Below are 21,957 nucleotides of genomic sequence, written 5' to 3'. Positions count from 1 at the left end.
ATTAACGGGGAACGGGCCCCTGCCGGTGGCGGGGGCCCGTTCGGGTTGGTCTGGTCAGCGGATGGTGTTCACGATCGCGTCGAGGGCTTCGAAGGGGACCGAGGGGGCTTCGGTCGAGCCGAGGGATTCGGCGCCGACGCCCACGACCCAGCCGTCGGACGCGCGGAACTCGATCGAGGTCGGGCCCGGGCGGACGTCGGTCGAGGTGCGGTGCACCAGGCCGGTCGAGTCGTCCAGCTGGGAGTAGTCGCACGTGAAGTAGGAGCAGTTCGCGTAATGCTCGGCGGGCTCCTGGGACGCGCCGCCGTCGCCGGGGGATTCGAGCGGGGTCACTTGGAGGAAGAACCTGACCTGCTCGCCGCCGTTGACGGTCGCGTCGGCGTAGGCGACGCGGGTGCCGTCGTTGCCGTAGTAGTAGCCCTCGGCGTAGGCCTCGGTCTGGTCGTGGGGGCCGAACTCGACGTCGGCGGCGTCGGGGACGACCGCGCCGGGGAACTGCGCCGCGATGCCGTCGACGAGGGCCCCGGCGAGGGCGGCGTCGTCGGGGAGGGTGTAGGTCCCGGTGTCCTCCTCTTCGACCTCCGGCGCGTCCTGGCCGACCGGGATCGCCTGCGCGACACCGGCGAGCTGCTCGGGCGTGGTGCTGAGCGTGCCTTTCCGCTGCCCCTCTTCGAATTCGACATGAACGATGACGCCGCCGCCGAGTTCGACAAGGGCGGCCCGCACCGGAACCTGAACGCCGTCGGGGTTCTCCTCCGCGTCCACGTTCAGCGTCCGGGTCTCCTCGACCAGCAGCGTGGGTACGGTCTCGTCCGTCTCGTCCCAGGTGCACTCCACCCCGGGGTCGCCGCATTCGGCGAGGCTCTCCATGCGGACTGCGGTCTCGATGTCGTTCGGCTCCCAGACGTCGACCCGCACGGTCGCGTGTTCGCCGGTGGCGCGGAAGATCGCGAACTCCTCGTAGCGGTAGCCGCCTGCTTCGGCGTCGAAGTAGAAGCCGTCGTAGTTGGGCCCGGAGTCGTCGCAGTAGCCGCCGGGGGTGCCTCCGATCGCGGTCACCGCCGCGTCCAGCGCCTGGCCGTACATCGCGGCGACGGCCTTCTGCTCGTCGGTCTGGTCGTCGGGGGCCTCGCACGAGTCCCCCGACTCCTCTTCGCTGTTGCCCAGTCCTGCGGCGTCGAGCAGGCCTGGCCTGCCGGAGAACGCCAGCGGGATCGCCACGGCCGCAGTGAGTGCCGCGATGCCCGCGATCGCTCCGGCCCCGACCGCCGCGCGGCGGCGCAGGACGCGGCGCCGCCCGGCGGTCACGATGTGGTCCGTGCCCGAGGTCGGGGCCGGACCGGCCCCGTCGAGTGCTTCGTTGAACAGCCCGCGCATGTCGTCTGGGTTCATGATTCGGCTCCTTGGCCTGCGAGATCGGCATTCTCATACAGGTCGCGCAGCGTCTGCAGCCCCCGCGCGGTCTGGCTCTTGACGGTGCCGGCCGAACAGCGCAGGATCCGCGCCGTCTCCTCGACCGGCAGGTCCTCCCAGAAGCGGAGGACCAGGGTGGCCCGCTGCCTGGGTGGCAGCTGGGCGAGAGCGGAGACGGCGGCGAGGCGTTCCTCCGGACGGCTGCCGTCGATGATCCCGTCGGGCAGTTCCGAATATGAGCGCTCGCGGCGGAACCAGCCGCGCCGGGACTCGTCGATCAAGGTGTTGGTGACGATCCGCCGCGTGTACGCGTCGGCCGTCTCCGGCTTGGTCTTCGCCCAGGCCCCGTAGAGCTTGATCATCGAGCTCTGCACGGCGTCCTCGGCCCGGTGCCAGTCGCCGCACATCAGGTACGCGGTTCGGAGCAGGCCGGGACGGCGTGCCTGGACGTACTCGCGGAATTCGCGTTCCTGCTGCGGAGTCATGGGGGCCCTTCGTCGCGTCTCTGTCCCCGTTTCTACGGAACCGGGGCCACCGCGGGTTGCAGGGCCCCCTCAGATTTTCGGGCCGGCGGTGTGGAGCGCGAATCCGGTGGTGCCCGGAGTTTCGCGGCCGGGGACGAGTTCGGAGCCGTCCGGATACGTGAGGCCGGTGTAGTCGCCGCCGGTCTCGGACCGGTAGGGGATCGGCTCGGTGGTGAAGGCGGTGGCGAGGCGCAGGCGGAAGCGGGCGGCGATGTCGTCGTACTGCTCGGTGGTGAGGTGGACGGCGCTGTGTGCGGTGAAGGGAGGGAGGACGTCGAAGCCGGTGAAGTGCAGGACGCCGTGGTTGAGCGGGAAGAGCAGGTCGTCGACGGGGCCGTTGACGCCGCGTGCGGTGTAGTGGCCGGCGCGGCCGCCGGTGAGGGTGGCGAGCATGGCGCGCTTGCCGGAGAGCGGGCCTTCGTTGCCGTAGCGGCCGAGGTCGGCGCCGTACGCGAAGTTGTAGGTGAATACCCGGTCGATCCATCCTTTGAGGATGGCGGGGACGGTGAACCACCAGAGCGGGAAGAGCAGGACGACGAGGTCGGCGTCGCGCAGCTTCTGCTGTTCCGCCTGGATGTCGGCGCTGAGGCGGCCGGTCGCGTAGGCGGTGCCGGAGGCGTGCATGAAGTCCGGGCCGGTGATCCCGTCGAAGTCGGTGTAGTCGGCCGCCGACTCCCACTTCATGGCGTACAGGTCGGAGACGACGACCTCGTGGCCTTCCTCGCGGAACGCGTTCACGGCGAGGTCTTTCAACGAGGAGGTCAGGGAGTTCGCGTCAGGGTGCGCGTGGACGATCAGTACGTTCATGCCCGCAATCCTGAGCCGGACGGCCGGTTCCGGCCAGAGTCCGCTTGTCCTGCGGACCGGTCTTCCTAGGACCGGCAGGCCTGTGTTCCCGTGCGGCCCCGGGTTTCCGGGCGGGGCCGCACGGGTTCGGGCGTCAGCGGGCGGTCCGGTGGCGGCGGACCGCACGGGTGGCGAGGAAGGCCGTGAGGGCCAGGAGGACCAGGCCGACGCCGTAGACGGCGCCGATGATCCACGGCAGGCTCGGGATGTCGAAGTAGACGGTGACCTCGCCTGCGACGGCGGGGGAGCCGTCGGCGTTCATGACGATCGGAACGTACTCGCCCTCAAGGTTCTCGGTGTCGAGTTCGAGGGTCTGGACGCCGGAGCCGGTGGTCTGGGCGGTCCAGATGTCGGCCTCGCCGGGGAGGGTGGTCGGGGCGTCGCCGGGGACGGCCTCGGTGGTGGGGCCGCCGGCGTCGGTGGCGCGGTGGATGAGGGTGTGGTCGACGCCGTCGAGGAATGCCTGGGCGCCTTCGGGAGTGGCGAACCCGGCGAAGACCTCCTGGTCGGTGGCGGGGTCGACTTCGATGCGGATCGCGTCGATGAGGCCGAGGCCCGTGTAGTTGGACTCGTCCCACGAGTCGCCCACGGCCGCATAGCTGTCGACGTCGTAGGCGCCGGTCTCGTAGTCGAGCGCGCCGCCGTCGGCCATGTCCTGCACGGCGAAGCCGACGGCGAGGGCGGTGAGTGCGAGCAGGGCGAGCAGGCCCTGGCCGATGAAGGCCCTGACGAGGCGGCCGGTGCTGCTGGGTGCGGTCACGTTGGTGCTCCTTGGTGGTGGGTGCTGGTAACCTCGCGCGAAGAAGTTGGAGATTAAGATACCAAACTTGAGACATCATGTCTCAAATGAATTGGGGGAGCCTTGTCACAACCGTCCTCGGGCGGGCCCACGCGCCGCCGTCAACGCTTGTCCGACAAGGAGACCGAGGAGCGGATGCTCGCCGCCGCCGAAGCCATGGTCAACGCGACCGGGCTGACCGTGAGTCTGGAGCACCTGAGCCTGGAGGACGTCATCCGCGAGGCCGGCGTCGCCCGCAGCGCGGTCTACCGGCGCTGGCCCTACAAGGACCTGTTCTTCTCGGACCTGCTGCGGGCCTTGGCCAAAGGCGGGTCGCCCGCCGATTTCGGGTCGGAGGCGTCGCTGCGGGGCATTGTGCGCGCGGTGCTCGACCGGACCGAGCTGCTCGGGACCGAGGAGGGGCGCGCGGCGGTGTTCGCGGAGATGCTGCGGGCGAACCGGGACTTCGAGCAGGTCCGGGAGTCGTCCACCTGGCGGACCTACCTGGCGCTGCACGCGACGTTCCTGAGTCTGGACGACGGGCCGCTGCGCACCGATGTGCAGGCGGCGCTCGCCGAGACCGAGCGGGGCTTCGTGGAGCGGATCGCCGCGTCGCACCGGATGCTCGCCGAGCTGCTGGGCTACCGGATCCGGCCCGAGATGGGCGCGGGTTTCGAGGAGCTGGCGACGCTCTTGAACGCGACGTTCCGGGGCCTGCTGCTCATGAGCCCTACCGTGCCGGAGCTGGGTGTCGTGACGTTGCGCGCCAAGCCGTTCGGCGCTTGGGAGGAGGCTGAATGGTCGCATGCCGCGATCGCCGTGGCCGCCATCGAGACGGCGTTCCTCGAACCTGACCCCGGCGTCGAGTGGACGCCCGCCCGCATCGCCGAGGTCTCGGATGCGCTGCGGCGCTTGGCGGAAGGCCGCTGACCGACGGGGCCGGGCCCCCTCGCGTCGGCGAGGGGGCCTCGATGGTGGGTTAGGAGCGGACGAACCGCAGCAGGGCTTCGTTCACCTCGTCGGCGTGCGTCCACAGCAGGCCGTGCGGCGCGCCTTCGATCTCGACGTACTCGGCTTCGGGGAACGCCTTGTGGAAGCGGCGGCCTGTAGCGTCGATCGGCAGGATGTTGTCCTTGTCCCCGTGCAGGATCAGCGAGGGCTTGCCCGCGGCGCGGACGGCGGCGACGTCCTCTCGGAAGTCCTCGATCCAGGAGGACACGACCGCGTAGGCGGCGACGGGCGCCGAGGTCGTGGCGGTGTTCCAGTTGGCGGTGACGACCTCCTGGCTGATGCGGTCGCCCAGGGTCTCGTCGAGGTTGTAGAAGTCCTTGTAGAACTGGGTGAACCAGGCGTACCGGTCGTTCTTCGCGGTCGCGGCGATGCCGTCGAAGACCTCCTGCGGGACGCCCTCGGGGTTGTCCTCGCGCTGGACCAGGAACGGCTCGAGCGAGGCGAGGAAGGCGAGCTTGGCGACCCGCTCGTGGCCGTGGTTCTTGACGTAGCGGGCGAGTTCGCCGGTGCCCATGGAGAAGCCGACGAGGATGACGTCGCGCAGGTCGAGCGTCTCGAGGACCTTGTCGAGGTCGGCGGCGAAGGTGTCGTAGTCGTACCCGCTGCCGACCTTGCTCGACTGGCCGAAGCCGCGGCGGTCGTACGTGATGACGCGGTACCCGGCGGCCAGAAGCTCGCGGGTCTGGCGCTCCCAGCTGTGGCCGTTGAGCGGGTAGCCGTGGATGAGGACGACGGGCTGCCCCTCGCCCTGGTCCTCGTAGTAGAGCTCGATGGGGGCGGAGTTCTCGGTGCCGACGGTGACGGTGGCCATTTCCGTGGTCCTTCCTTGGTGGAGAACGGTCGTTCTCAGTGGTTGTAGACTACGATAGAGAACGACCGTTCTCATGGCAAGGAGATCTTCTGTGATTGACGACACTGCCGCCCGGGCGCAGCTCATCGAGGCCGCTGACCAGCTGTTCTACGCCCGCGGGGTGCAGGCGGTCGGCATGGACGCGGTGCGGACCGCCGCGGGCGTCTCGCTCAAGCGCATCTACGCGCTGTTCCCTTCGAAGGACGCGCTCATCGCCGCCGTGCTCGAACGCCGCCGCGCCCAGTGGACCGCAGGGATCGCGGCCAGCGCGGAGCGCGCCGCCACCGCGCGGGAGAAGATCCTCGCCGTGTTCGACTTCCTCGACGCCTGGTTCCGCGAGCCCGACTTCAACGGCTGCGCGTTCATCAATGCCTACGGGGAACTGCACGACGGCAATCCCGACGTGACCCGCACCGTGCGCGAGCAGAAGGCCTCGTTCCAGCGGTACGTGGCCGACCTCGTGCGCGACGCGGGCGGCCCCGAGACCCTCGCCGCACAGATCGCGATCCTCGCCGAAGGGGCCCAGACCACCGCCGCGATCGCGGGCACCCCCGACGCCGCCGCGCAGGCCCGCGCCGCCGCCGCGACGCTGCTCGACGCCGCGCTCGACTGAACGCCGCGCCGCTGCCGAGAACGGTGTCGTACCCGGTTCCTATGCTCATCAACGTGACTGGAACCAATCCCTCAGACGACCGCGTGGCATACCGCGACGAATGGCACGAATACCTCCTCGACCGGCGCGGGCGCGGCACGCCGCGGGCCGTCACCGTCGACCCCGATGCGCCCCAGTGGCTCGAAGCGCTCTTCGCGAAGCACGCCGATGACATGGAAGAGGTCATCGCGGTACTGGACGTCCCCGGCTACGAAGGCATGATCAGGTACGGGATCGCCGGAGACCCGAACCCGACCGGCGCTGCGCTCGCGCTCGGCTTCCTCGCCCGGGTCGCGGAAGGCGACTACCGCGTCATCGAGCGGCGCGGGCGCGACGCCTGGATCGCCAAGCACGGCCTCGCCTTCGCGTGCCGGGCCGCGGTCGAGGCGATGGGTTACGAGGTGCACTGGTGGGGCGACCGGCGCTACCGCCAGGGGGTCGCGCGCATCAGCGAGCCCGGGGCGCAGCGCGTCGCCCTCATGAACGAGTACCTGCCGCTGGTCGCGCCGCTGCGCTCCCTCCTTGCGGCCCTTCCGCAAAGCGAGTACGACGCGGTCAGGGACGCCGTCGCGCCGCACCGCGTCGGCGACGCGAAGAAGTTCGCCGCCGCGCTCCTCATGCCCGACCAGGAGGACTGGGTCCGCGAGGCACTCGACCTCCACAAGGGATCCCGCAACGGCCGCTACGGCTACGACCTGATCTGGGCGATCGCCCGGAACCGCCAGGACGCCGAACGCGCCGAAGCGCGCGTACTCGGCGTCTACGCCAACGTCGTCCAGCGGATCGCCCTCCTCGTCGACGCGCTCGGCGCAGACGCCCTGCCGGTCCTCGTCAACACCATCGAAGCCGACCCACGCCCGGACGTGCGGGTGCGCGAACTGGTCTACGACGCGATCGGCCGCCTCCCCTCCGAAGCGGCCGCCGCGTACCTCCTCGGCGACCTCACCAACCCGCTCGGCTTCGCCGCGGCGCAGGCGTTCGCGGCTCGGTTCCCGGTCCGCGCGCTGCGCGCGATCCTCACGCTCGCCGCGAACGCCCACGCCGCCACCAGGGTCCGCCTCGGCGGATTCGTCCGCGCGAACGGCCTGCTCGAAGCGGTCGACGCGCTCGCCGAGGCCGAGCAGGAGCGGATCGCCGAGCTGCTGCGGCGGCGCCACCCCGACACCGCCGACCTGCCCGAGGTCTTCGCCACGCCCCCTTGGACGCCGTACGCGAAGTCCGCCCCCAAGCGCGCCGTCCTCGAACTCGCCCCGCCCGACACCGACGAACTGCGCTGGGCCCCAGGGGAGCAGGAGGAGTGGCGCGAGGTCACCGGATATGTGGCCACCTATTGGAGCAACAGCAAGAACTGGCACGGCAGGGACGTCGAGAACCCGAAGGACTGGGCCTTCAACTTCGTCGTCGCCTACGCCCCCGAGGAGGACTCCCGACGCGCGCTCGCGAAATGGGACGGCACCTCCGAATCGCTCAGCGTCTCCGCGCTCAAGGCGATCCTCGCCCGTTACGGCGACGAGGCCAAAGCGCACGCGACGGCCCTCCTCAAGCGCAAGACGTCTTTCCGTGAAGCGTTGGCGCCCTTCGTGAACCTGGACGCCGCGCGCCTCACCGCGGGCTGGCTCTCGCGCGGCCGCAACGAGCGCGCCACCGCCAAGGCCTGGTTCGACCGGCACCCGGAGGCAGCGGCCGCGTTCCTCATCCCCGACGCCGTCGGCAAGGACCCCAAGCTCCGCAAGGCCGCCACCGACGCGCTCCGGTACCTCGACCGGTCCGTTGTGGACGTTGAGGCGGCCCGCTACGGCGAGGAGGCCGCCGCGGCCGTCGCCGCGCTGCTCGACGCCGACCCGTTCGACCCGCAGCTGCCCCGCATCCCCAAGCCCGGCAAGTGGGCCGACCCGGCGATGCTCCCGCAGGTGCTCCTGGCCGACCGCACTGCGGCCCTTCCCGATCCGGCGGTCGTCACGCTCATGACGGCGCTCGCGATGGACGACGCCGAGCGGCTGTACCCGGGCGCGGACGCGCTCGCCGCCGAGTGCGACCCGGCCTCGCTCAGCCAGTTCTCGTGGGGCCTGTTCGAGCTGTGGCTCTCGGCGGGGTCGCCGTCGAAGGACGCGTGGGCGATGGACCAGCTGCGCCGCTTCGCCGACGACTACGCGGTGCGCCGCCTGGACGCGCTCATCCGCGAATGGCCCGGCCAGAGCCAGAACCGCAAGGCCGTGCGCGGCCTGGAGGTCCTGGGCGGGGTCGGCTCGGAGGCCGCGCTGCGCACCGTGCACGCGATCGCGCAGAAGGCGAAGTTCAAGGCGCTCAAGAGGACCGCGACCGAGCAGATCGAGGTCATCGCCGAGCGGCTGGAGCTCACGCTCGACCAGCTCGGGGACCGGCTCGTGCCCGACTTCGGGCTCGCGGAGGACTCGCTCGTCCTCGACTACGGGCCCCGCTCGTTCACGATCAAGTTCGACGAGGCGCTGAAGCCGTACGTGATCGACGGCTTGGGCAAGCGGAAGGCGAGCGCGCCCAAGCCGAACGCGAAGGACGACCCGGAGCTGGCGCAGCCCGCGTACGAGCGGTTCGCCGCGCTCCGCAAGGACCTCAAGGCCACGGCCGCCGAGCAGGTGAAGCGCCTCGAGACGGCGATGGGCACCGCCCGCACCTGGACGGGCGCGGAGTTCCGGGAGTTCCTGGTCGACCACCCGCTCATGTGGCACCTGTCGAGCCGCCTCGTGTGGCAGGCCGGGGACGCGTCGTTCCGCCTCGCCGAGGACCGGACGCTCGCCGACGCCGAGGACGAGCCCTTCGAGCTGCCCGAGGGCGCAGTAGTGCGCCTGGCGCACCCGATCACCTTGGGCGGAGCCGTCGCGACGTGGGCGGAGGTGTTCGCCGACTACGAGATCCTGCAGCCGTTCGACCAGCTCGCCCGTCCCGCCTTCGAACTGTCCGAAGACGAGCGCAAGACGGGGCGGCTCCGGTTCGAGGGCGCGCAGGCCGGCGGCGGGCCGATGATCGGCCTGCTCAGCCGCGGCTGGAAGTACGGCGGGCCCGTCGGGCGCGGCGGCGGCTACGGGCTCTTCCGCGAGTTCCCCGAGGGCGGCTACGTGTACCTCGACTCGACTCCGGGCGTGCACCCCGGCTACGGGTACGACAACAGCACCGAGCAGATGCTGGAGAACGTCGAGCTGAAGCTCCCCGAGGACGGATCGGTCGACCCGGTCGTGATCTCGGAGGCCATGCTGGTGATCGCGCGGCTCAGCCGCTCATAGCGGCGGGGTTCCCCGGGGCTCCTGCCCCGGGGAACCGGGCCTCTCAGACCTCGGTCATCTCGATGTCGGTGAACCGGCCGTTGTGCGTCACCTTGTTCACCATGAAGTCCGTGCCCTTGTCGAAGAGGATCTCCTCTTCGTCGTGGTCGGAGTACTCGGTGACGTTCTTGCCGTTCTTGCCGTTCACCGTGAACCGCGTGTCCTTGGCGAACTGCCCGGACTCGGTGATCCCCGGGTTCTTCGAGGTGCTCGTGAACGCGTCCTCCCGCACGATCTCGCCTTCGCGGTACTTCGCGAGCTCTTCGGGGCGCTTCTGGAGGTTCGACCCGCGGTAGGTCTTCCCGGGCTCGGCCGGCAGTTTCGACAGGGAGTCGGAGACGGCGTCGGCCTTGTCCTGGAACTTCTGGCGGAAGGGTTTGCCCGTGCCTTCAGGGTTGCGCAGGTACGGGTTGATCTGCAGGTATCCGCCGTTGGTGTAGGTGCGCAGGTTCGCCGTGTCGGTGTCGTTGAACGGCCTGAGCCGGTTCGGCTTCGGCGGCGGGGGCGGCGGGGTCTTCTTGAGGCCGTCGGTGGTGCGGAACGTCGCGGGGTCGTCGAGGACCTTGGAGAGGATCTTCCCTCCGACCGACCCGCTGCGCGTCGGCGATGGCGTTCTAGGCATGGGTCACCGTTCCTCCCAAGGGCGTTCGCTTCAGGACGGACCGAGTCTATCCGGGCGAAAGCCCTCAGGAGGAACCCGAAGCGTTGCCGCCGTTCAGATCTTGGCCTGCGGGGCGAGCGACTCCAGCTCCTCCCAGAGGGATTCGGGGATCTCGACGTCGAGGAGCGCGATGGTCTCGGCGGCGCGCTCGGGCCGCGAGATCCCGACGACGGTGGAGTCCACGAGCGGCGAGCGGGTGGAGAACTGGAGCGCGGCGGCGATGAGCGGGACGCCGGCGCGCTCGCACGCCTCGGCCATCTGGTACGCGGCGGCCGCGATGGCCTCGTCGCGTTCGCCGTAGCAGTACTTCGGCTGCTGCGCGGGGCCCTTGGCGAGCATCCCGCCGCCGTAGGGGGCGGCGTTGAGGACGCCGAGGCCGTCGGCGCGGGCCTTGGTGAACAGCTCCTCTGCCTCGCGGTTGAGCAGCGTGTACCGGTTGTGGTTGAGCACGAGGTCGAACTCGCCGGTGTCGAGGTACTTCTGGCTGAGCGCGACGTCCCCGGAGGCGACGGCGAGGTAGCCGACGGCGCCGGACTCGCGGAGCTCGACGAGCGCTTCGAGGGCGCCGCCGGGGGCGAAGCCGTCCTGCTTCATGAACTCGGGGTCGTGGAGGGCGAGGATCGGCACGTAGTCGAGGCCGAGGCGCTCGAGGCTCTCTTCGAGGGAGCGGCGCACCCGCTCGCCCGAGTAGTCCCCGGTCTCCGGGTTAGCGTCCACTTTGGTCTGGAGGACGAAGCCCTCGGGGAGGCCCCCGCGGCGGCGGATGGCCTCGCCGATGCGCCGCTCGGACAGGCCGTCCTTGCCGTAGTTGTTGCCGGTGTCCAGGTAGTTGACCTCGCTGTCGAAGACCGCGAGGATCGTCTGCACGGCCCGCTCGTCGTCCACTTCGTACCCGTACACCGAGTCGAACCCGGCGAGCGTGCTGGTGCCGATGCACAGCGGGGTGACTTCGAGGCCGGTGCGGCCGAGGGTGTTCTTCAGCATGTTCATCCGTTCGATTTGAGGTCGGTGGTGGCGTCGAGGCGGGCGGGGTCCAGGGCGTGCTCGATGACCATGACGCCCGCGCCGATCGCGCCGCTGGACTCGCCCGTGCGGGCGGCGGCGATGCGCAGGTGCCTGGTGGCCAAGGGAAGCGAGCGCTGGTAGATGACCTCGCGGACGCCCGCGATGAGGTGGTCTCCGGCGAGCGCGAGGGAGCCGCCGATGACGATGATCGACGGGTTGAAGAAGTTGACGGCCCCGGCGAGGACCTCGCCGATGTCCCTGCCCGCCTGGCGGACCAGGCGCAGGGCCGGGACGGAGCCGGAGCGGGCGAGTTCGACGACGTCGAGCGACCCGCTCGCCTGGACGCCCTGCTCGGTGAGGCGCTTGGCGATGGCCGCGCCGCTCGCGACGGCTTCGAGGCAGCCGGTGTTGCCGCAGCGGCAGTGCACGTCGTCGGCGCCCGCGACGCGGATGTGCCCCATGTCGCCCGCCGCGCCCTGCGCGCCCCGGTAGACCTGGCCGGAGGCGATGATGCCGCACCCGATGCCGGTGGCGGCCTTGATGAACAGCAGGTGCTCGTACTCGGGCCAGGCGGCGAAGTGCTCGCCGAGGGCCATGATGTTCACGTCGTTGTCGACCATCACGGGCACGGGGATGCGTTCGCGCACGTAGGCGGGCACGTCGAAGCCGTCCCAGCCGGGCATGATCGGCGGGTTGACGGCGCGGCCGGTGTCGTGCTCGACGGGCCCGGGGAGGCCGATGCCGACGCCGAGGAGGTCTGAGGCGGGGCGGTCGACCTCGGCGAGGAGCGCGAGGCCGTGTTCGACGGTCCAGTCGAGGACCGCCTTGGGGCCCAAGGCGATGTCGAGGTCGGCGTTGGTGACGGCGAGGACGTTCCCGGCGAGGTCGGTGACGGCGAGCCGGGCGTGGGTGGCGCCGAGGTCGGCGCCGAGGACGATGCGCGCGGCGGGGTTGAACGCGAAGGTCGCGGGCGGGCGGCCGCCGGTGGAGGCGGTCTCGCCGGTGGGGGCGATGAGCCCGGCGGCCAGGAGCGCGTCGACGCGGGAGGTGACGGTGGAGCGGGCGAGGCCGGTGATGGCGGAGAGCTCGGAGCGGGTCCGGGGCGCGCCGTCGCGCAGGAGCTGGAGCAGCGCCCCGGCGCCGACCGAGGCCCCGGGGGCGCCGCGGCGGGGCGCGGTCGGTGGAGGCGCTGCCGAACCATCTGTCACACCAATAGTGAACCACACGGGTTTCGACGGAGTCATGACGTAACTGTTTCATAACGCCGACAACTTTTGCTTGTGCTCTGTCATAAGTCTGCCCTACGGTCGTCATATGGCTCACGTCACGATCACTCGGCGGGACTACCGCGCGGCCGTCATCGGCACCGGCTTCATGGGCCGGGTCCACGCCCGCGCCATCGCCGTCGCCGGGGGCTCGGTCGCCGGACTCATGGGGTCCTCGCCCGAGCGCGCCCGCGCGGCCGCCGCCGACCTCCGCGCCGAGGCCGTGTTCGACGACCTGGAGGCGGCGATCGATGCCGCCGACGTCGTCCACGTCTGCGTCCCCAACCACCTCCACGCCCCGATCGCCTTGGCCGCCATAGCCGCCGGGAAGCACGTCGTGTGCGAGAAGCCCCTCGCCACCGACGCCCCGACCGCCCTGGCGATGACCCTGGCCGCCGAGAAGGCCGGGGTCGTGGCCACGGTGCCGTTCGTCTACCGCTTCCACCCGATGGTCCGCGAGGCCCGCGCACGAGTCGCAAGTGGACAGATCGGCCGCCTCACCCTCGCGCACGGCTCCTACCTCCAGGACTGGCTGCTGCGCCCCGGCGACGACAACTGGCGCGTGGACGCCGACAAGGGCGGGGCGCTCCGCGCCTTCGGCGACATCGGCTCCCACTGGTGCGACCTCCTCGAGTTCGTCACCGGCGACCGCATCACCGCCGTCAACGCCCAGCTCGCCACCGCCAACCGCCGCCGCTCCGGCCGCGACGTCTCCACAGAGGACATCGTGACGCTGCAGTTCGCCACCGCCGCCGGGATGGTCGGCTCCACCGTCATCAGCCAGGTCTCGGCCGGACGCAAGAACCGGCTGCTGCTTGAGATCTCGGGAACCGAATCCACTCTGGCCTTCGACCAGGAGCGGCCCGAGACCCTCTGGATCGGCGGCCGGGACCAGAACGCGATCGTCATGCGCGACCCCGACCGCCTCAGCCCCGACGCCGCCCGCCTCGCCCGCGTCCCCGCCGGGCACGCCCAGGGCTACCAGGACTGCTTCGACGCGTTCGTCGCCGACACCCGCGCCGCCACTGACGGCGACGCCCCCGACGGGCTCCCGACCTTCGCCGACGGCCTGCGCGCCGCGAACCTCGCCGAAGCCGTCTTCGCCTCCGCGCGCACCCGCGACTGGGCGGAGGTCCCGCGATGACCGCCGTACTCGCCATGCGCGGCATCGGCAAAGCCTTCCTCGGCGTCCCCGTCCTCTCCGCAGTGGACCTCACCGTGCATCGGGGGGAGGTCCACGCCCTGGTGGGGGAGAACGGCGCCGGCAAGTCCACGCTCATGAAGATCCTCGCGGGCGTCCACACCGCCGACGCCGGCACCATCGAGCTGGACGGCCGCGCCGTCTCCTTCGCCCACCCCGCCGCCGCCCAGCGCGCCGGGATCGCCACCGTCTTCCAGGAGTTCAACCTCCTGCCCGAGCTCACCGTCGCCGAGAACGTCCACCTCGGACACGAGCCGCGCCGCCGGGGCCGCCTCGACAGGCGCGCCATGAACGAGGCCACCGCCGCCGCGCTCGCCGACCTCGGCGTCCCCGACCTCGCCCCCACCGCGCGGGTCGGCTCGCTCTCGGTCGCCCACCAGCAGATCACCGAGATCGCCAAGGCCCTCTCCCACGGTGCGGACCTCATCTGCATGGACGAGCCGACCGCCGCGCTCGCCGACGCCGAAGTGGCCCTGCTGTACCGGCTCGTCGAGCGGCTGCGCGAACGCGGCGTCGCCGTCCTCTACGTCTCCCACCGGCTCCGCGAGATCTTCGACCTGTGCGACCGGATCACGATCCTCAAGGACGGCCGCCTCGTCGACAGCGTCGCGACCGCCGACATCAACCCCGACGAACTCGTCACCCGTATGGTCGGCCGCCGCATCGAAGCCCAGTTCCCGCCCCGCCTGCCCGGCACCGAGACAGGCGACGTGCGCCTGCGGATCACGGACGGCGGCAACGACTTCATCGACGCCGTCGACCTCGAGGTGCGGGCGGGGGAGATCGTCGGCCTCGCCGGGCTCCAGGGCTCGGGCCGCACCGAGATCGCCGAAGCGGTCTTCGGGATCACCCCGTTCACGCGCGGCACCGTCCAGGTCGACGGCCGGGACGTGCGGATCACGCGCCCCCGCAAGGCCATCGCGGCCGGGATCGCGCTCGTCACCGAGGACCGCAAGGCCCAGGGCCTCGCCCTGCGCCAGTCGGTGAAGGCCAACGCCCGCATGGTCCTCGACGCGAACGCCCGCGTCCACTCCCGGCGCCGCCTCGACCGCATCGAAGGCCTCCTCTCCAGCCTCGACCTCGTCGCCCGCGGTGGCGACCAGGAGGTCCAGTTCCTCTCCGGCGGGAACCAGCAGAAGGTCGTCGTCGCCAAATGGCTCGCGGCCGAACCCGGCGTCATCGTCCTCGACGAGCCGACGCGCGGCATCGACGTGGGCGCCAAGCACAAGCTGTACGCCGTCATCCGCGACCTCGCGGCCGAAGGCCTCGCCGTGCTCCTCATCGCCTCCGAGCTCATCGAGGTGATCGGCCTGGCCGACCGGATCGCCGTCCTCCACGACGGCCGCATCGCCGGGACCCTCCCCGGCGGCGCGTCCGAGCAGGAGGTCATGGCCTACGCGACCGGCCGCAGCGGCGAAGGGACCGAACCGGAATGAAGACCCTCGCCCCTCGCCTCACCACCACGGCCCTCATCTACCTCGCGCTCGTCGGCGTCCTCGTGCTCGGCGCCGCCGCCGTCGCCCTCGACGGCGGGAACCTCTTCGCGACCGCGAACCTCGTCGACATGCTCACCCGCACCAGCCTCACCGGGTTCCTCGCCATCGGCATGACCCTCGTGATCCTCTGCCGGTCGCTGGACCTCTCGGTCGGCTACACCGCGGCCCTCTCCAGTCTCGTCGCCGCCACCACCATGGACGGCCAGGCGGGGAACATCCCGCTCGCGGTCGCGCTCGTCCTGCTCGTCTCCGGCCTCATCGGCGCAGCGAACGGCGCGATCGTCGCCTACCTCAAGGTGAACCCGTTCATCGCGACCCTCGGTACCGGCCTCATCCTCAAGGGCTACCTCGACACCGAGTACAAGGGCCCCGCGGGCGACGTCCCGGCCGCGTTCCAGCAGTTCGGGTACACGCGCATCGCGTTCGTGCCCGTCTCCGCGCTGGTCATGCTCGCCGTCGCGGCCGCCGCGATCTGGTTCCTCCGGTCGACGCGCACCGGCCACCACATATACGCCGTGGGCGGCGACGCCGACGTGGCGCGCATGTCCGGCATCCGCACCAACCGGGTCCTGCTCGCCGCGCACGTCCTGTGCGGCATGTGCGCCGGGCTCGCGGGGCTCCTCCTCGCCGCCCGGTTCGGCACCGGCTCGGCCGAGGCCTACACGAACCTGTACGAGCTGGACGCGATCGCCGCGGTCGTCCTCGGCGGCACGCTCCTCCTCGGCGGCAAGGGCGGCGTCGCCGGAACCGTCGCGGGCGTAGCGATCCTGGCCGTCCTCGACACTGTCTTCAACGTCATGCAGATCGACCCGTTCGCCAAGGACGTCCTGCGCGGGGCCGTGATCATCACGGCTGTCGCCCTCTACGCCCGCCGCCAGCTCGACCGCACCGCCCGCAGACCCCGCTTCGCAACGGCCGCAAGGAGGTCGTCATGACGCGGCTCCGCCACTTCGGCGCCGCCCTCGTCGGCGGCGGCACCGGCACTGTGTTCCTCCTCCTCGCCCTGGTCTTCGCGGGCATCCTCGCGATCAACCCCGGGTTCTTCGAGGGCCCCTCGCTCATGGCGTTCCTCAAGCAGGCCGCGCCGCTCGTGATCCTCGCGGCCGGGCAGTACTTCGTGATCGTCTCTGGCAACTTCGACCTCTCCGTCGGCGCGCTCGTCGGCGCGCAGGTCGTCATCGCCGCGCGGCTCATCGACGGCGAGGAGTCCCGCACGGTCCCCGTCCTGCTCGTCATGCTCGCCTTCGGCATCGGCGTGGGGCTCGTGAACGGCTTCATCACCACCGTCCTCAAAGTCCAGTCGTTCATCACGACCCTCGGGATGCTCCTGGTCCTCTACGGCGCGATCCGGCTGTGGACCGGCGGCGCCCCCACCGGCGCGCTCTCCGAATCGTTCCGCACCCCCGGCCGCCTCGGCATCGAGGACGTCCCGCTCGTCGGCCAGATCCCGTGGGCGCTGCTCATCATGCTCGCCCTCGGCGCGGGCGCGATCCTGCTCATGCGCACCAGGTTCGGCCGCATCCTCATGGCCTCGGGCGACAACGAGCTCGCCGCGAAGCTCTCCGGCGCCCGCGTGGACGCCGCCCGCACCGCCGCGTTCGTCCTCTCCGGCGTCTCCGCCACCGTCGCGGGCGTCCTCATCGGCGGATTCGCCGGAGTCAGCGCCCAAGTCGGCGAAGGCCTCGAGTTCACCGTCATCACCGCCGTCGTCCTCGGCGGCGTCGCCCTCGGCGGCGGACGCGGCACCGCGCTCGCCGCCATGGCCGGAGCGCTCGCGATCGAAGCCCTGTTCACCCTCTTCAACCAGATGGCGCTGCCCGCGACGCTCCGCCCCGCCGTGCAGGGCGTCATCATCGTCGCCGCCGTCGCCTACGCCGCCCGGCGGCGCACCCGGCCCGCCGCCGTACCCGCAACCGCCAGTCCCTCATGAAAAGAAGGTCCGCATCATGCAGACGACACGCCTAGCCTCCGCCACGGCAGCCGCCCTCGGGCTGCTCCTCGCGACCGGCTGCACCACCGACACGCCGACCGAACCCGAAGCCGAGACGACCACCGCCGAATCCGGCGACGAATGGTTCGTCCAAGCCGAATACGACGAGCAGCTCGCCCAGCGCGACATCGCACCCGAAGGCGACCCCGCCGCCCCCTGGCTCCAGGCCATCGAACCCGAATGGGTCGACACGACCGAGTTCAAACGCGACGGCGGCGACGCCACCGTCTGCTTCTCCAACGCCTCCGTCTCCAACCCCTGGCGCGTCACCGGCTGGATCACCATGCAGGAGCAGGTGAAAGTCCTCCAAGAGGCCGGAGCCATCGGCGAGTTCCGCACCTCGGACGCCGGCGACGACGACGACCAGCAGATCTCCGACATCCAGGCGTTCGTCGACTCCGGCGAATGCGACGCGCTCATCATCTCGCCCTCCACCACCGCGACCCTCACGCCCGCAGTCGAGACCGCCTGCGCCTCAGGCATTCCTGTGATCGTGTTCGACCGCGGCGTCAACACCGACTGCGCCACCACGTTCATCCACCCGATCGGCGGCTACGCGTACGGCGCCGACGCCGCCGAGTTCCTCGTCGACAACCTCGAACCCGGCTCCAAAGTCCTCGCCCTGCGGATCCTCCCCGGCGTCGACGTCCTCGAACACCGCTGGGCCGCCGCCCAGCAGATCTTCGGCGACTCCGAACTCGAAGTCCTCGGCAACGAGTTCACCGGCGGCGACGCCGCCGAGATCAAGAACATCGTCACCCAGTACCTCCAGCGCGGCGACGTGGACGGCATCTGGATGGACGCCGGCGACGGCGCCGTGGCCGCCATCGAGGCGTTCGAGGACGCCGGGAAGGACTACCCGGTCATGGCCGGGGAGGACGAGCTCTCCTTCATGCGCAAGTGGAAGGAGACCGGCATGACCGCCATCGCCCCGGTCTACTCGAACTTCCAGTGGCGCACACCGGTGCTCGCTGCCACAATGATCTTGAACGGCGAGCAGGTCCCCGCGGAGTGGGTGCTGCCGCAGGAGCCGATCACGGAGGCCGAGTTGGACGACTACCTCGAACGCAACGCCGACATGCCCTCGCTGCACTACGCGAAATTCGGCGGCGAGGACCTGCCCGGCTTCCCCGACGCCTGGCGCGACCGTTGACCCGAGCGATCGGCGTCAACACCTGGGTCTGGGCCTCGCCGCTCGACGACGAGGCCCTGGCCCGGCTCGCGCCCGCGATCAGCGACTGGGGGTTCGACGCGATCGAACTCCCCGTCGAGTCCCCCGGCGACTGGGACCCGCTGCGCGCCAAGGACCTCCTCGACGAACTCGGCCTCGACGCCACCGTCGTCCTCGTCATGGGCCCCGGCCGCGAACTCGTGGCCGCCCCGCACGCCGTCGTCGCCGAGACCCAGGACTACCTGCGCCGCGTCGTCGACACCGCAGTCGCCGTGGGCTCCAACGTGATCGCAGGCCCCGCGTACGCCTCCGTCGGCCGCACCTGGCGCATCGAGGACCGCTCCGCGGCCTACCGCGAACTGCGCCAGCACCTCGCGCCGGTCGCCGACTACGCGGCCGAACGCGGAGTCACCGTCGCCGTCGAACCCTTGAACCGCTACGAGACCAGCCTGGTCAACACCGTCGACCAGGCGCTGGAAGCACTCGACGGCCTCGCGGGAACCGCGCTGGCCCTCGACGTCTACCACATGAACATCGAGGAGACCGACCTCCCGGCCGCGGTCGTCCGCGCCGGGGACAGGATCGGGCACGTCCAGGTCTGCGCCAACGACCGGGGTTCCCCGGGGCGCGACCACCTTGACTGGCGGGCCCTCCTGCACGCGCTCGACCTGGCCGGATACCCCGGCCCGCTCGTGATCGAGTCGTTCACCTCGCACAACGCCACGATCGCCACGGCCGCCTCGATCTGGCGGCCGCTGGCACCGAGCCAAGACGCCCTCGCCGTCGACGGACTCGCCTTTCTGAGGAGTCTCACCGATGACTAGACCGATCACGCTGTTCACCGGCCAGTGGGCCGACCTGCCGTTCGAGGAGGTGTGCCGCCTCGCCGCGGGCTGGGGCTACGACGGGCTCGAGGTCGCCTGCTGGGGCGACCACCTGGACGTGGTGCGGGCCGCCGAGGACGACGACTACGTGGCCGAGCGCAAGGCGATCCTCGAATCGCACGGGCTCGGCCTGTGGACGATCTCGAACCACCTTGTGGGCCAAGCGGTCTGCGACGACCCGATCGACGAGCGGCACCGCGCGATCGTCCCGTCCCGCGTCTGGGGCGACGGGAAGCCCGAGGGCGTGCGCGAGCGCGCCGCCGAGGAGATGAAGGCGACCGCGCGCGCGGCCGCGAAGCTCGGCGTGGACACCGTGGTGGGCTTCACCGGCTCCGCGGTGTGGAAGTACGTGGCGATGTTCCCGCCCGTCTCGGAGGCCGTGATCGAGGAGGGCTACGACGACTTCGCGGCCCGCTGGAACCCGATCCTGGACGTGTTCGACGAGGTCGGCGTCCGGTTCGCGCACGAGGTGCACCCCTCGGAGATCGCCTACGACTACTGGTCGACGCACCGCGCGCTCGAAGCGGTCGGGCACCGGACCGCGTTCGGGCTCAACTGGGACCCGAGCCATATGGTGTGGCAAGACATCGACCCGGCCGCGTTCCTGTGGGACTTCCGGGAGCGGATCTACCACGTCGACTGCAAGGACACGCGCCGCCGCTTCGACGGCCGCAACGGGCGGCTCTCCTCGCACCTGCCGTGGGGCGACCCGCGGCGCGGGTGGGACTTCGTGTCCACCGGCCACGGAGACGTGCCGTGGGAGGACTGCTTCCGCGTGCTCAACGCGATCGGCTACGCGGGCCCGATCTCGATCGAGTGGGAGGACGCCGGGATGGACCGCCTGCGCGGCGCGCCTGAAGCCCTCGAATACGTGCGGGGCTTGAACTTCGACAAGCCCGCGGCCTCGTTCGACGCCGCGTTCAGCTCCGAATAGGACGAACCCCCGGGCCGCTGAGGCCCGGGGGTTCGCTCTCGCTTTATGCGAAGGCGAAGAGCGGCGGGAAGACCAGCACCACGGTCCACGCCCACGCGGCGTACACCGGCACGTAGTCGGTCTGCCACTGCTCGAGCCGCGCGAACTTCTTGCGGCCCTTGACGATCCGCCAGTACAGCCAGGCCGTCCAGGCGAGGTTCACGAACAGGACCAGGTTCTCGCCGAGCGCGGCGCTCTTGTTCGGCGTGAAGCCCCATTCGGTGATGCGGCCGGTGATCGCGATGAGCACGAGCACGTCGATGAGCAGGGCCGCCACGACGAGCGCGAGCTGCATCCAGTCGAAGAACCCGGGCGGCGCGCCCGGGTCGCGGGCCGAGATCGAGTACAGGACCAGGCCGAGCACGACCACCAGGAGCAGGTCGAACAGGATGAGCATGTCGCGCTCGACGTCGATCGCGTTGGTGGTCACGCCGATCGCGACGAGCACCGCCACGAGCGTCACCGCGAACAGCGGCGTGAACACGCGGGTGAGCACCGGCGCCATGTTCTCGATGACGGACTGCTTCGCCTCGACCAGCCACGCCGCGACGACCACGGCGGCCGCGCCGCCGCACGGGATGAGCCATTCGCTGATGAACGTCTCGGCGTCGATCCCGATGGCGCTGAACGTGCCCATGGTGATCGCGGTGAGCACGCCGCCGCCGAGGCAGATGAGCACGAGGTAGATGAACCACTCGCCGGTGAACCGGATGAAGTCCATGCGCTTCTGGCCCGAGCGCCATTCGCCTGCGGCGTAGGCGATCCCGACGACGAGCCACAGCGCCAGCGGCAGGTGGATCGCGGTGAGCACTATGGACTGCGAGTCCGCGTCGAGCGGGTACGCGTTCGCGGCGATCGCGCCGAGCGCGAACAGCCCGGCCAGCGCGAGCACCGTGCCCCGGCTCGTCTCGCGCCGCCAAGCGAAGTAGGCGGTGAGCGGGGCGAGCACGAGCAGGCCCAGGTTGCGGCCGTAGAACTCGGCGCTCTCGTCGAATCCGAAGCCGAACAGGGCCGGGAGTTTCACCGCGAGCGCGGCCAGGGCCGCGCACACGACCATGACGAGGAGGCCGCGGCGGCGTTCGGCCGCGGCGGCGGCGTCCTCGTCGGTGAGGACGAGCTGCTTCCACAGCCGGTCGGAGTGCTCGCGGGCGAACTCGCGGGAGAGCTCGTCCATGCGGCCCATGCGCTTCACGGCGATGAGGAAGGCCTCGTCGGCGTGGAGGCCCGTGGCGGTGAGGTCGGCGACGCGCTCACGGAGGTGGTCTTCGAGCTCGTCGACGTCGGCGGTGGCGACGGCGCGGCGGCGGAGCATGTAGGAGCGCCATTCGGCGATCTGCGTCTCGAGGTCGTCGTTCTCGGTCATGTCACCCCTCCAGTACGGGCCCGGTGATCGGCGCGGCCGATCGCGTGGCCTTCCAGATGTCTTGCAGCGCTTCGGTGACGGCGTCCCACTGCTTGCGCTGCTCGGCGAGTTCGCCGAGGCCTTCGGGGGTGATGGCGTAGTACTTGCGGCGGCGCCCGCCCTCGGGGGTGCGCCAGTTGGACTCGACGTAGCCGAGCCGTTCGAGGCGGTGGAGGAGGGGGTAGAGCAGGCCTTCGGTCCATTCGAGGCGGCCGCCGGAGCGCTCGCTGATGGCTTTGAGGATCGCGTAGCCGTAGCTCTCCTCTTCGGCGAGGATGCCGAGGACGAGCGGTGTCGCCGAGGCGGCGACGAGGTCTTTGGCGATGTGCATGGGGGGCGCCTCCTAACCCTAGTAGTTCTATGCCTTGAGGTTCTATGCATAATAGCGCCAGGGTTAGCCTTCGTGCAAGCGGCAGGCGGCGGGGGCCGGGGCGGCCCCCCCCCCCCCCCCCCCCCCCCCCCCCCCCCCCGGGGGGCCCCCCCCCCCCCCCCCCCCCCCCCCCGGGGGGGGGGGGGCCCCCCCCCCGCGGCCCCCCAAA

At 70.9% G+C, this 21,957-nt stretch carries 20 protein-coding genes; 10 read left to right on the top strand and 10 right to left on the bottom strand.

All coding sequences use genetic code 11. The features are described 5' to 3' along the window. Nucleotides 1-54: 54 nt before the first annotated feature. The 4 genes from ACGGCP_RS22905 to ACGGCP_RS22890 all read right to left on the bottom strand — a co-directional run bounded on the left by ACGGCP_RS22905 (nt 55) and on the right by ACGGCP_RS22890 (nt 3,543). On the bottom strand, nt 55-1,392 hold the full coding sequence (locus ACGGCP_RS22905; protein WP_392969630.1) for a hypothetical protein: 1,338 nt from the start codon (nt 1,390-1,392) through the stop codon (nt 55-57). Next, complete coding sequence (locus ACGGCP_RS22900; RefSeq protein WP_392969627.1) at nt 1,389-1,898, bottom strand: SigE family RNA polymerase sigma factor; 510 nt, start codon at nt 1,896-1,898, stop codon at nt 1,389-1,391. Before ACGGCP_RS22900 ends, ACGGCP_RS22905 begins: the two co-directional genes overlap by 4 nt. 69 nt (nt 1,899-1,967) lie before the next feature. Continuing rightward, nucleotides 1,968-2,744 carry an NAD(P)H-dependent oxidoreductase gene (locus tag ACGGCP_RS22895; protein ID WP_392969624.1) on the bottom strand — a complete coding sequence of 259 codons (777 nt, stop codon included), beginning with the start codon at nt 2,742-2,744 and terminating at the stop codon, nt 1,968-1,970. Between the two features lie 133 nt (nt 2,745-2,877). Next, nucleotides 2,878-3,543: a hypothetical protein gene (locus ACGGCP_RS22890; protein WP_392969621.1), complete on the bottom strand. Its 666-nt coding sequence runs from the start codon at nt 3,541-3,543 to the stop codon at nt 2,878-2,880. A gap of 147 nt (nt 3,544-3,690) precedes the next feature. Between ACGGCP_RS22890 and ACGGCP_RS22885 the strand changes: the two genes are divergently transcribed. Further along, complete coding sequence (locus ACGGCP_RS22885) at nt 3,691-4,491, top strand: TetR/AcrR family transcriptional regulator (RefSeq protein ID WP_392969618.1); 801 nt, start codon at nt 3,691-3,693, stop codon at nt 4,489-4,491. A 49-nt stretch (nt 4,492-4,540) separates the two neighbouring features. On the opposite strand, the gene ACGGCP_RS22880 is transcribed toward ACGGCP_RS22885, so the two are convergent. Then, nucleotides 4,541-5,383, bottom strand: a complete 843-nt coding sequence (locus ACGGCP_RS22880; RefSeq protein WP_392969615.1) for an alpha/beta fold hydrolase — start codon at nt 5,381-5,383, stop codon at nt 4,541-4,543. Nucleotides 5,384-5,474: 91 nt separating this feature from the next. On the opposite strand from ACGGCP_RS22880, the gene ACGGCP_RS22875 reads away from it, so the two are divergent. Beyond that, nucleotides 5,475-6,035, top strand: a complete 561-nt coding sequence (locus ACGGCP_RS22875; protein WP_392969612.1) for a TetR/AcrR family transcriptional regulator — start codon at nt 5,475-5,477, stop codon at nt 6,033-6,035. 53 nt (nt 6,036-6,088) lie between these two features. Next, entirely contained in the window at nt 6,089-9,331 is a 3,243-nt protein-coding gene (locus ACGGCP_RS22870) for a DUF4132 domain-containing protein (RefSeq protein ID WP_392969609.1), read from the top strand. Between the two features lie 43 nt (nt 9,332-9,374). Here ACGGCP_RS22870 and ACGGCP_RS22865 read toward each other — a convergent pair whose 3' ends face one another. The 3 genes from ACGGCP_RS22865 to ACGGCP_RS22855 all read right to left on the bottom strand — a co-directional run bounded on the left by ACGGCP_RS22865 (nt 9,375) and on the right by ACGGCP_RS22855 (nt 12,280). Beyond that, nucleotides 9,375-9,992 (bottom strand): ADP-ribosyltransferase, encoded by a 618-nt coding sequence (locus ACGGCP_RS22865; protein WP_392969606.1) that lies wholly within the window; start codon nt 9,990-9,992, stop codon nt 9,375-9,377. 93 nt (nt 9,993-10,085) lie between these two features. Continuing rightward, nucleotides 10,086-11,021, bottom strand: a complete 936-nt coding sequence (locus tag ACGGCP_RS22860) for an aldo/keto reductase (protein WP_392969604.1) — start codon at nt 11,019-11,021, stop codon at nt 10,086-10,088. Beyond that, nucleotides 11,018-12,280 (bottom strand): ROK family transcriptional regulator, encoded by a 1,263-nt coding sequence (locus ACGGCP_RS22855; protein WP_392969601.1) that lies wholly within the window; start codon nt 12,278-12,280, stop codon nt 11,018-11,020. The genes ACGGCP_RS22860 and ACGGCP_RS22855 overlap by 4 nt, the downstream gene beginning before the upstream one ends. Nucleotides 12,281-12,350: 70 nt before the next feature. Between ACGGCP_RS22855 and ACGGCP_RS22850 the strand changes: the two genes are divergently transcribed. From ACGGCP_RS22850 to ACGGCP_RS22820, 7 genes are read left to right on the top strand one after another with little or no spacing between them, the layout of a single operon-like run. Then, entirely contained in the window at nt 12,351-13,445 is a 1,095-nt protein-coding gene (locus ACGGCP_RS22850; RefSeq protein WP_392969599.1) for a Gfo/Idh/MocA family protein, read from the top strand. Further along, nucleotides 13,442-14,938: a sugar ABC transporter ATP-binding protein gene (locus ACGGCP_RS22845; protein ID WP_392969596.1), complete on the top strand. Its 1,497-nt coding sequence runs from the start codon at nt 13,442-13,444 to the stop codon at nt 14,936-14,938. Before ACGGCP_RS22850 ends, ACGGCP_RS22845 begins: the two co-directional genes overlap by 4 nt. Next, nucleotides 14,935-15,933 (top strand): ABC transporter permease, encoded by a 999-nt coding sequence (locus ACGGCP_RS22840; protein WP_392969593.1) that lies wholly within the window; start codon nt 14,935-14,937, stop codon nt 15,931-15,933. The genes ACGGCP_RS22845 and ACGGCP_RS22840 overlap by 4 nt, the downstream gene beginning before the upstream one ends. Continuing rightward, entirely contained in the window at nt 15,930-16,928 is a 999-nt protein-coding gene (locus tag ACGGCP_RS22835) for an ABC transporter permease (protein ID WP_392969590.1), read from the top strand. Before ACGGCP_RS22840 ends, ACGGCP_RS22835 begins: the two co-directional genes overlap by 4 nt. 16 nt (nt 16,929-16,944) lie before the next feature. Beyond that, entirely contained in the window at nt 16,945-18,141 is a 1,197-nt protein-coding gene (locus tag ACGGCP_RS22830) for a substrate-binding domain-containing protein (RefSeq protein ID WP_392969587.1), read from the top strand. Then, nucleotides 18,138-18,983, top strand: a complete 846-nt coding sequence (locus ACGGCP_RS22825; RefSeq protein ID WP_392969584.1) for a sugar phosphate isomerase/epimerase family protein — start codon at nt 18,138-18,140, stop codon at nt 18,981-18,983. The genes ACGGCP_RS22830 and ACGGCP_RS22825 overlap by 4 nt, the downstream gene beginning before the upstream one ends. After that, nucleotides 18,976-19,977, top strand: coding sequence for a sugar phosphate isomerase/epimerase family protein (locus tag ACGGCP_RS22820; protein ID WP_392969582.1), 1,002 nt, complete (start codon nt 18,976-18,978; stop codon nt 19,975-19,977). The genes ACGGCP_RS22825 and ACGGCP_RS22820 overlap by 8 nt, the downstream gene beginning before the upstream one ends. Nucleotides 19,978-20,020: 43 nt before the next feature. Here the strand turns inward: ACGGCP_RS22820 and ACGGCP_RS22815 are convergent, their stop codons facing one another. Continuing rightward, the gene (locus ACGGCP_RS22815; protein ID WP_392969579.1) at nt 20,021-21,379 is read right to left on the bottom strand and encodes a permease prefix domain 1-containing protein; all 1,359 of its coding nucleotides are present in this window, start codon (nt 21,377-21,379) and stop codon (nt 20,021-20,023) included. A gap of 1 nt (nt 21,380) precedes the next feature. Next, nucleotides 21,381-21,749, bottom strand: a complete 369-nt coding sequence (locus ACGGCP_RS22810; RefSeq protein WP_392969576.1) for a PadR family transcriptional regulator — start codon at nt 21,747-21,749, stop codon at nt 21,381-21,383. Nucleotides 21,750-21,957: the final 208 nt, after the last annotated feature.

Origin of the sequence: Glycomyces sp. NPDC048151 (genome assembly GCF_043202775.1) — a bacterium.
In the GTDB taxonomy this organism is placed as follows: domain Bacteria; phylum Actinomycetota; class Actinomycetes; order Mycobacteriales; family Micromonosporaceae; genus Glycomyces.
The sequence above is the reverse complement of the archived record's forward strand: the minus strand, read 5'-3'. Positions and strand labels throughout refer to the sequence as shown.

Excerpts from the sequence above, each read along its gene's own strand:
- ACGGCP_RS22905 (WP_392969630.1), bottom strand. The coding sequence starts at position 1,392 with ATGAACCCAGACGACATGCGCGGGCTGTTCAACGAAGCACTCGACGGG.
- ACGGCP_RS22900 (WP_392969627.1), bottom strand. The coding sequence starts at position 1,898 with ATGACTCCGCAGCAGGAACGCGAATTCCGCGAGTACGTCCAGGCACGC.
- ACGGCP_RS22895 (WP_392969624.1), bottom strand. The coding sequence starts at position 2,744 with ATGAACGTACTGATCGTCCACGCGCACCCTGACGCGAACTCCCTGACC.
- ACGGCP_RS22880 (WP_392969615.1), bottom strand. The coding sequence starts at position 5,383 with ATGGCCACCGTCACCGTCGGCACCGAGAACTCCGCCCCCATCGAGCTC.
- ACGGCP_RS22865 (WP_392969606.1), bottom strand. The coding sequence starts at position 9,992 with ATGCCTAGAACGCCATCGCCGACGCGCAGCGGGTCGGTCGGAGGGAAG.
- ACGGCP_RS22860 (WP_392969604.1), bottom strand. The coding sequence starts at position 11,021 with ATGAACATGCTGAAGAACACCCTCGGCCGCACCGGCCTCGAAGTCACC.
- ACGGCP_RS22855 (WP_392969601.1), bottom strand. The coding sequence starts at position 12,280 with ATGACTCCGTCGAAACCCGTGTGGTTCACTATTGGTGTGACAGATGGT.
- ACGGCP_RS22850 (WP_392969599.1), top strand. The coding sequence starts at position 12,351 with ATGGCTCACGTCACGATCACTCGGCGGGACTACCGCGCGGCCGTCATC.
- ACGGCP_RS22845 (WP_392969596.1), top strand. The coding sequence starts at position 13,442 with ATGACCGCCGTACTCGCCATGCGCGGCATCGGCAAAGCCTTCCTCGGC.
- ACGGCP_RS22840 (WP_392969593.1), top strand. The coding sequence starts at position 14,935 with ATGAAGACCCTCGCCCCTCGCCTCACCACCACGGCCCTCATCTACCTC.
- ACGGCP_RS22835 (WP_392969590.1), top strand. The coding sequence starts at position 15,930 with ATGACGCGGCTCCGCCACTTCGGCGCCGCCCTCGTCGGCGGCGGCACC.
- ACGGCP_RS22830 (WP_392969587.1), top strand. The coding sequence starts at position 16,945 with ATGCAGACGACACGCCTAGCCTCCGCCACGGCAGCCGCCCTCGGGCTG.
- ACGGCP_RS22820 (WP_392969582.1), top strand. The coding sequence starts at position 18,976 with ATGACTAGACCGATCACGCTGTTCACCGGCCAGTGGGCCGACCTGCCG.
- ACGGCP_RS22815 (WP_392969579.1), bottom strand. The coding sequence starts at position 21,379 with ATGACCGAGAACGACGACCTCGAGACGCAGATCGCCGAATGGCGCTCC.
- ACGGCP_RS22810 (WP_392969576.1), bottom strand. The coding sequence starts at position 21,749 with ATGCACATCGCCAAAGACCTCGTCGCCGCCTCGGCGACACCGCTCGTC.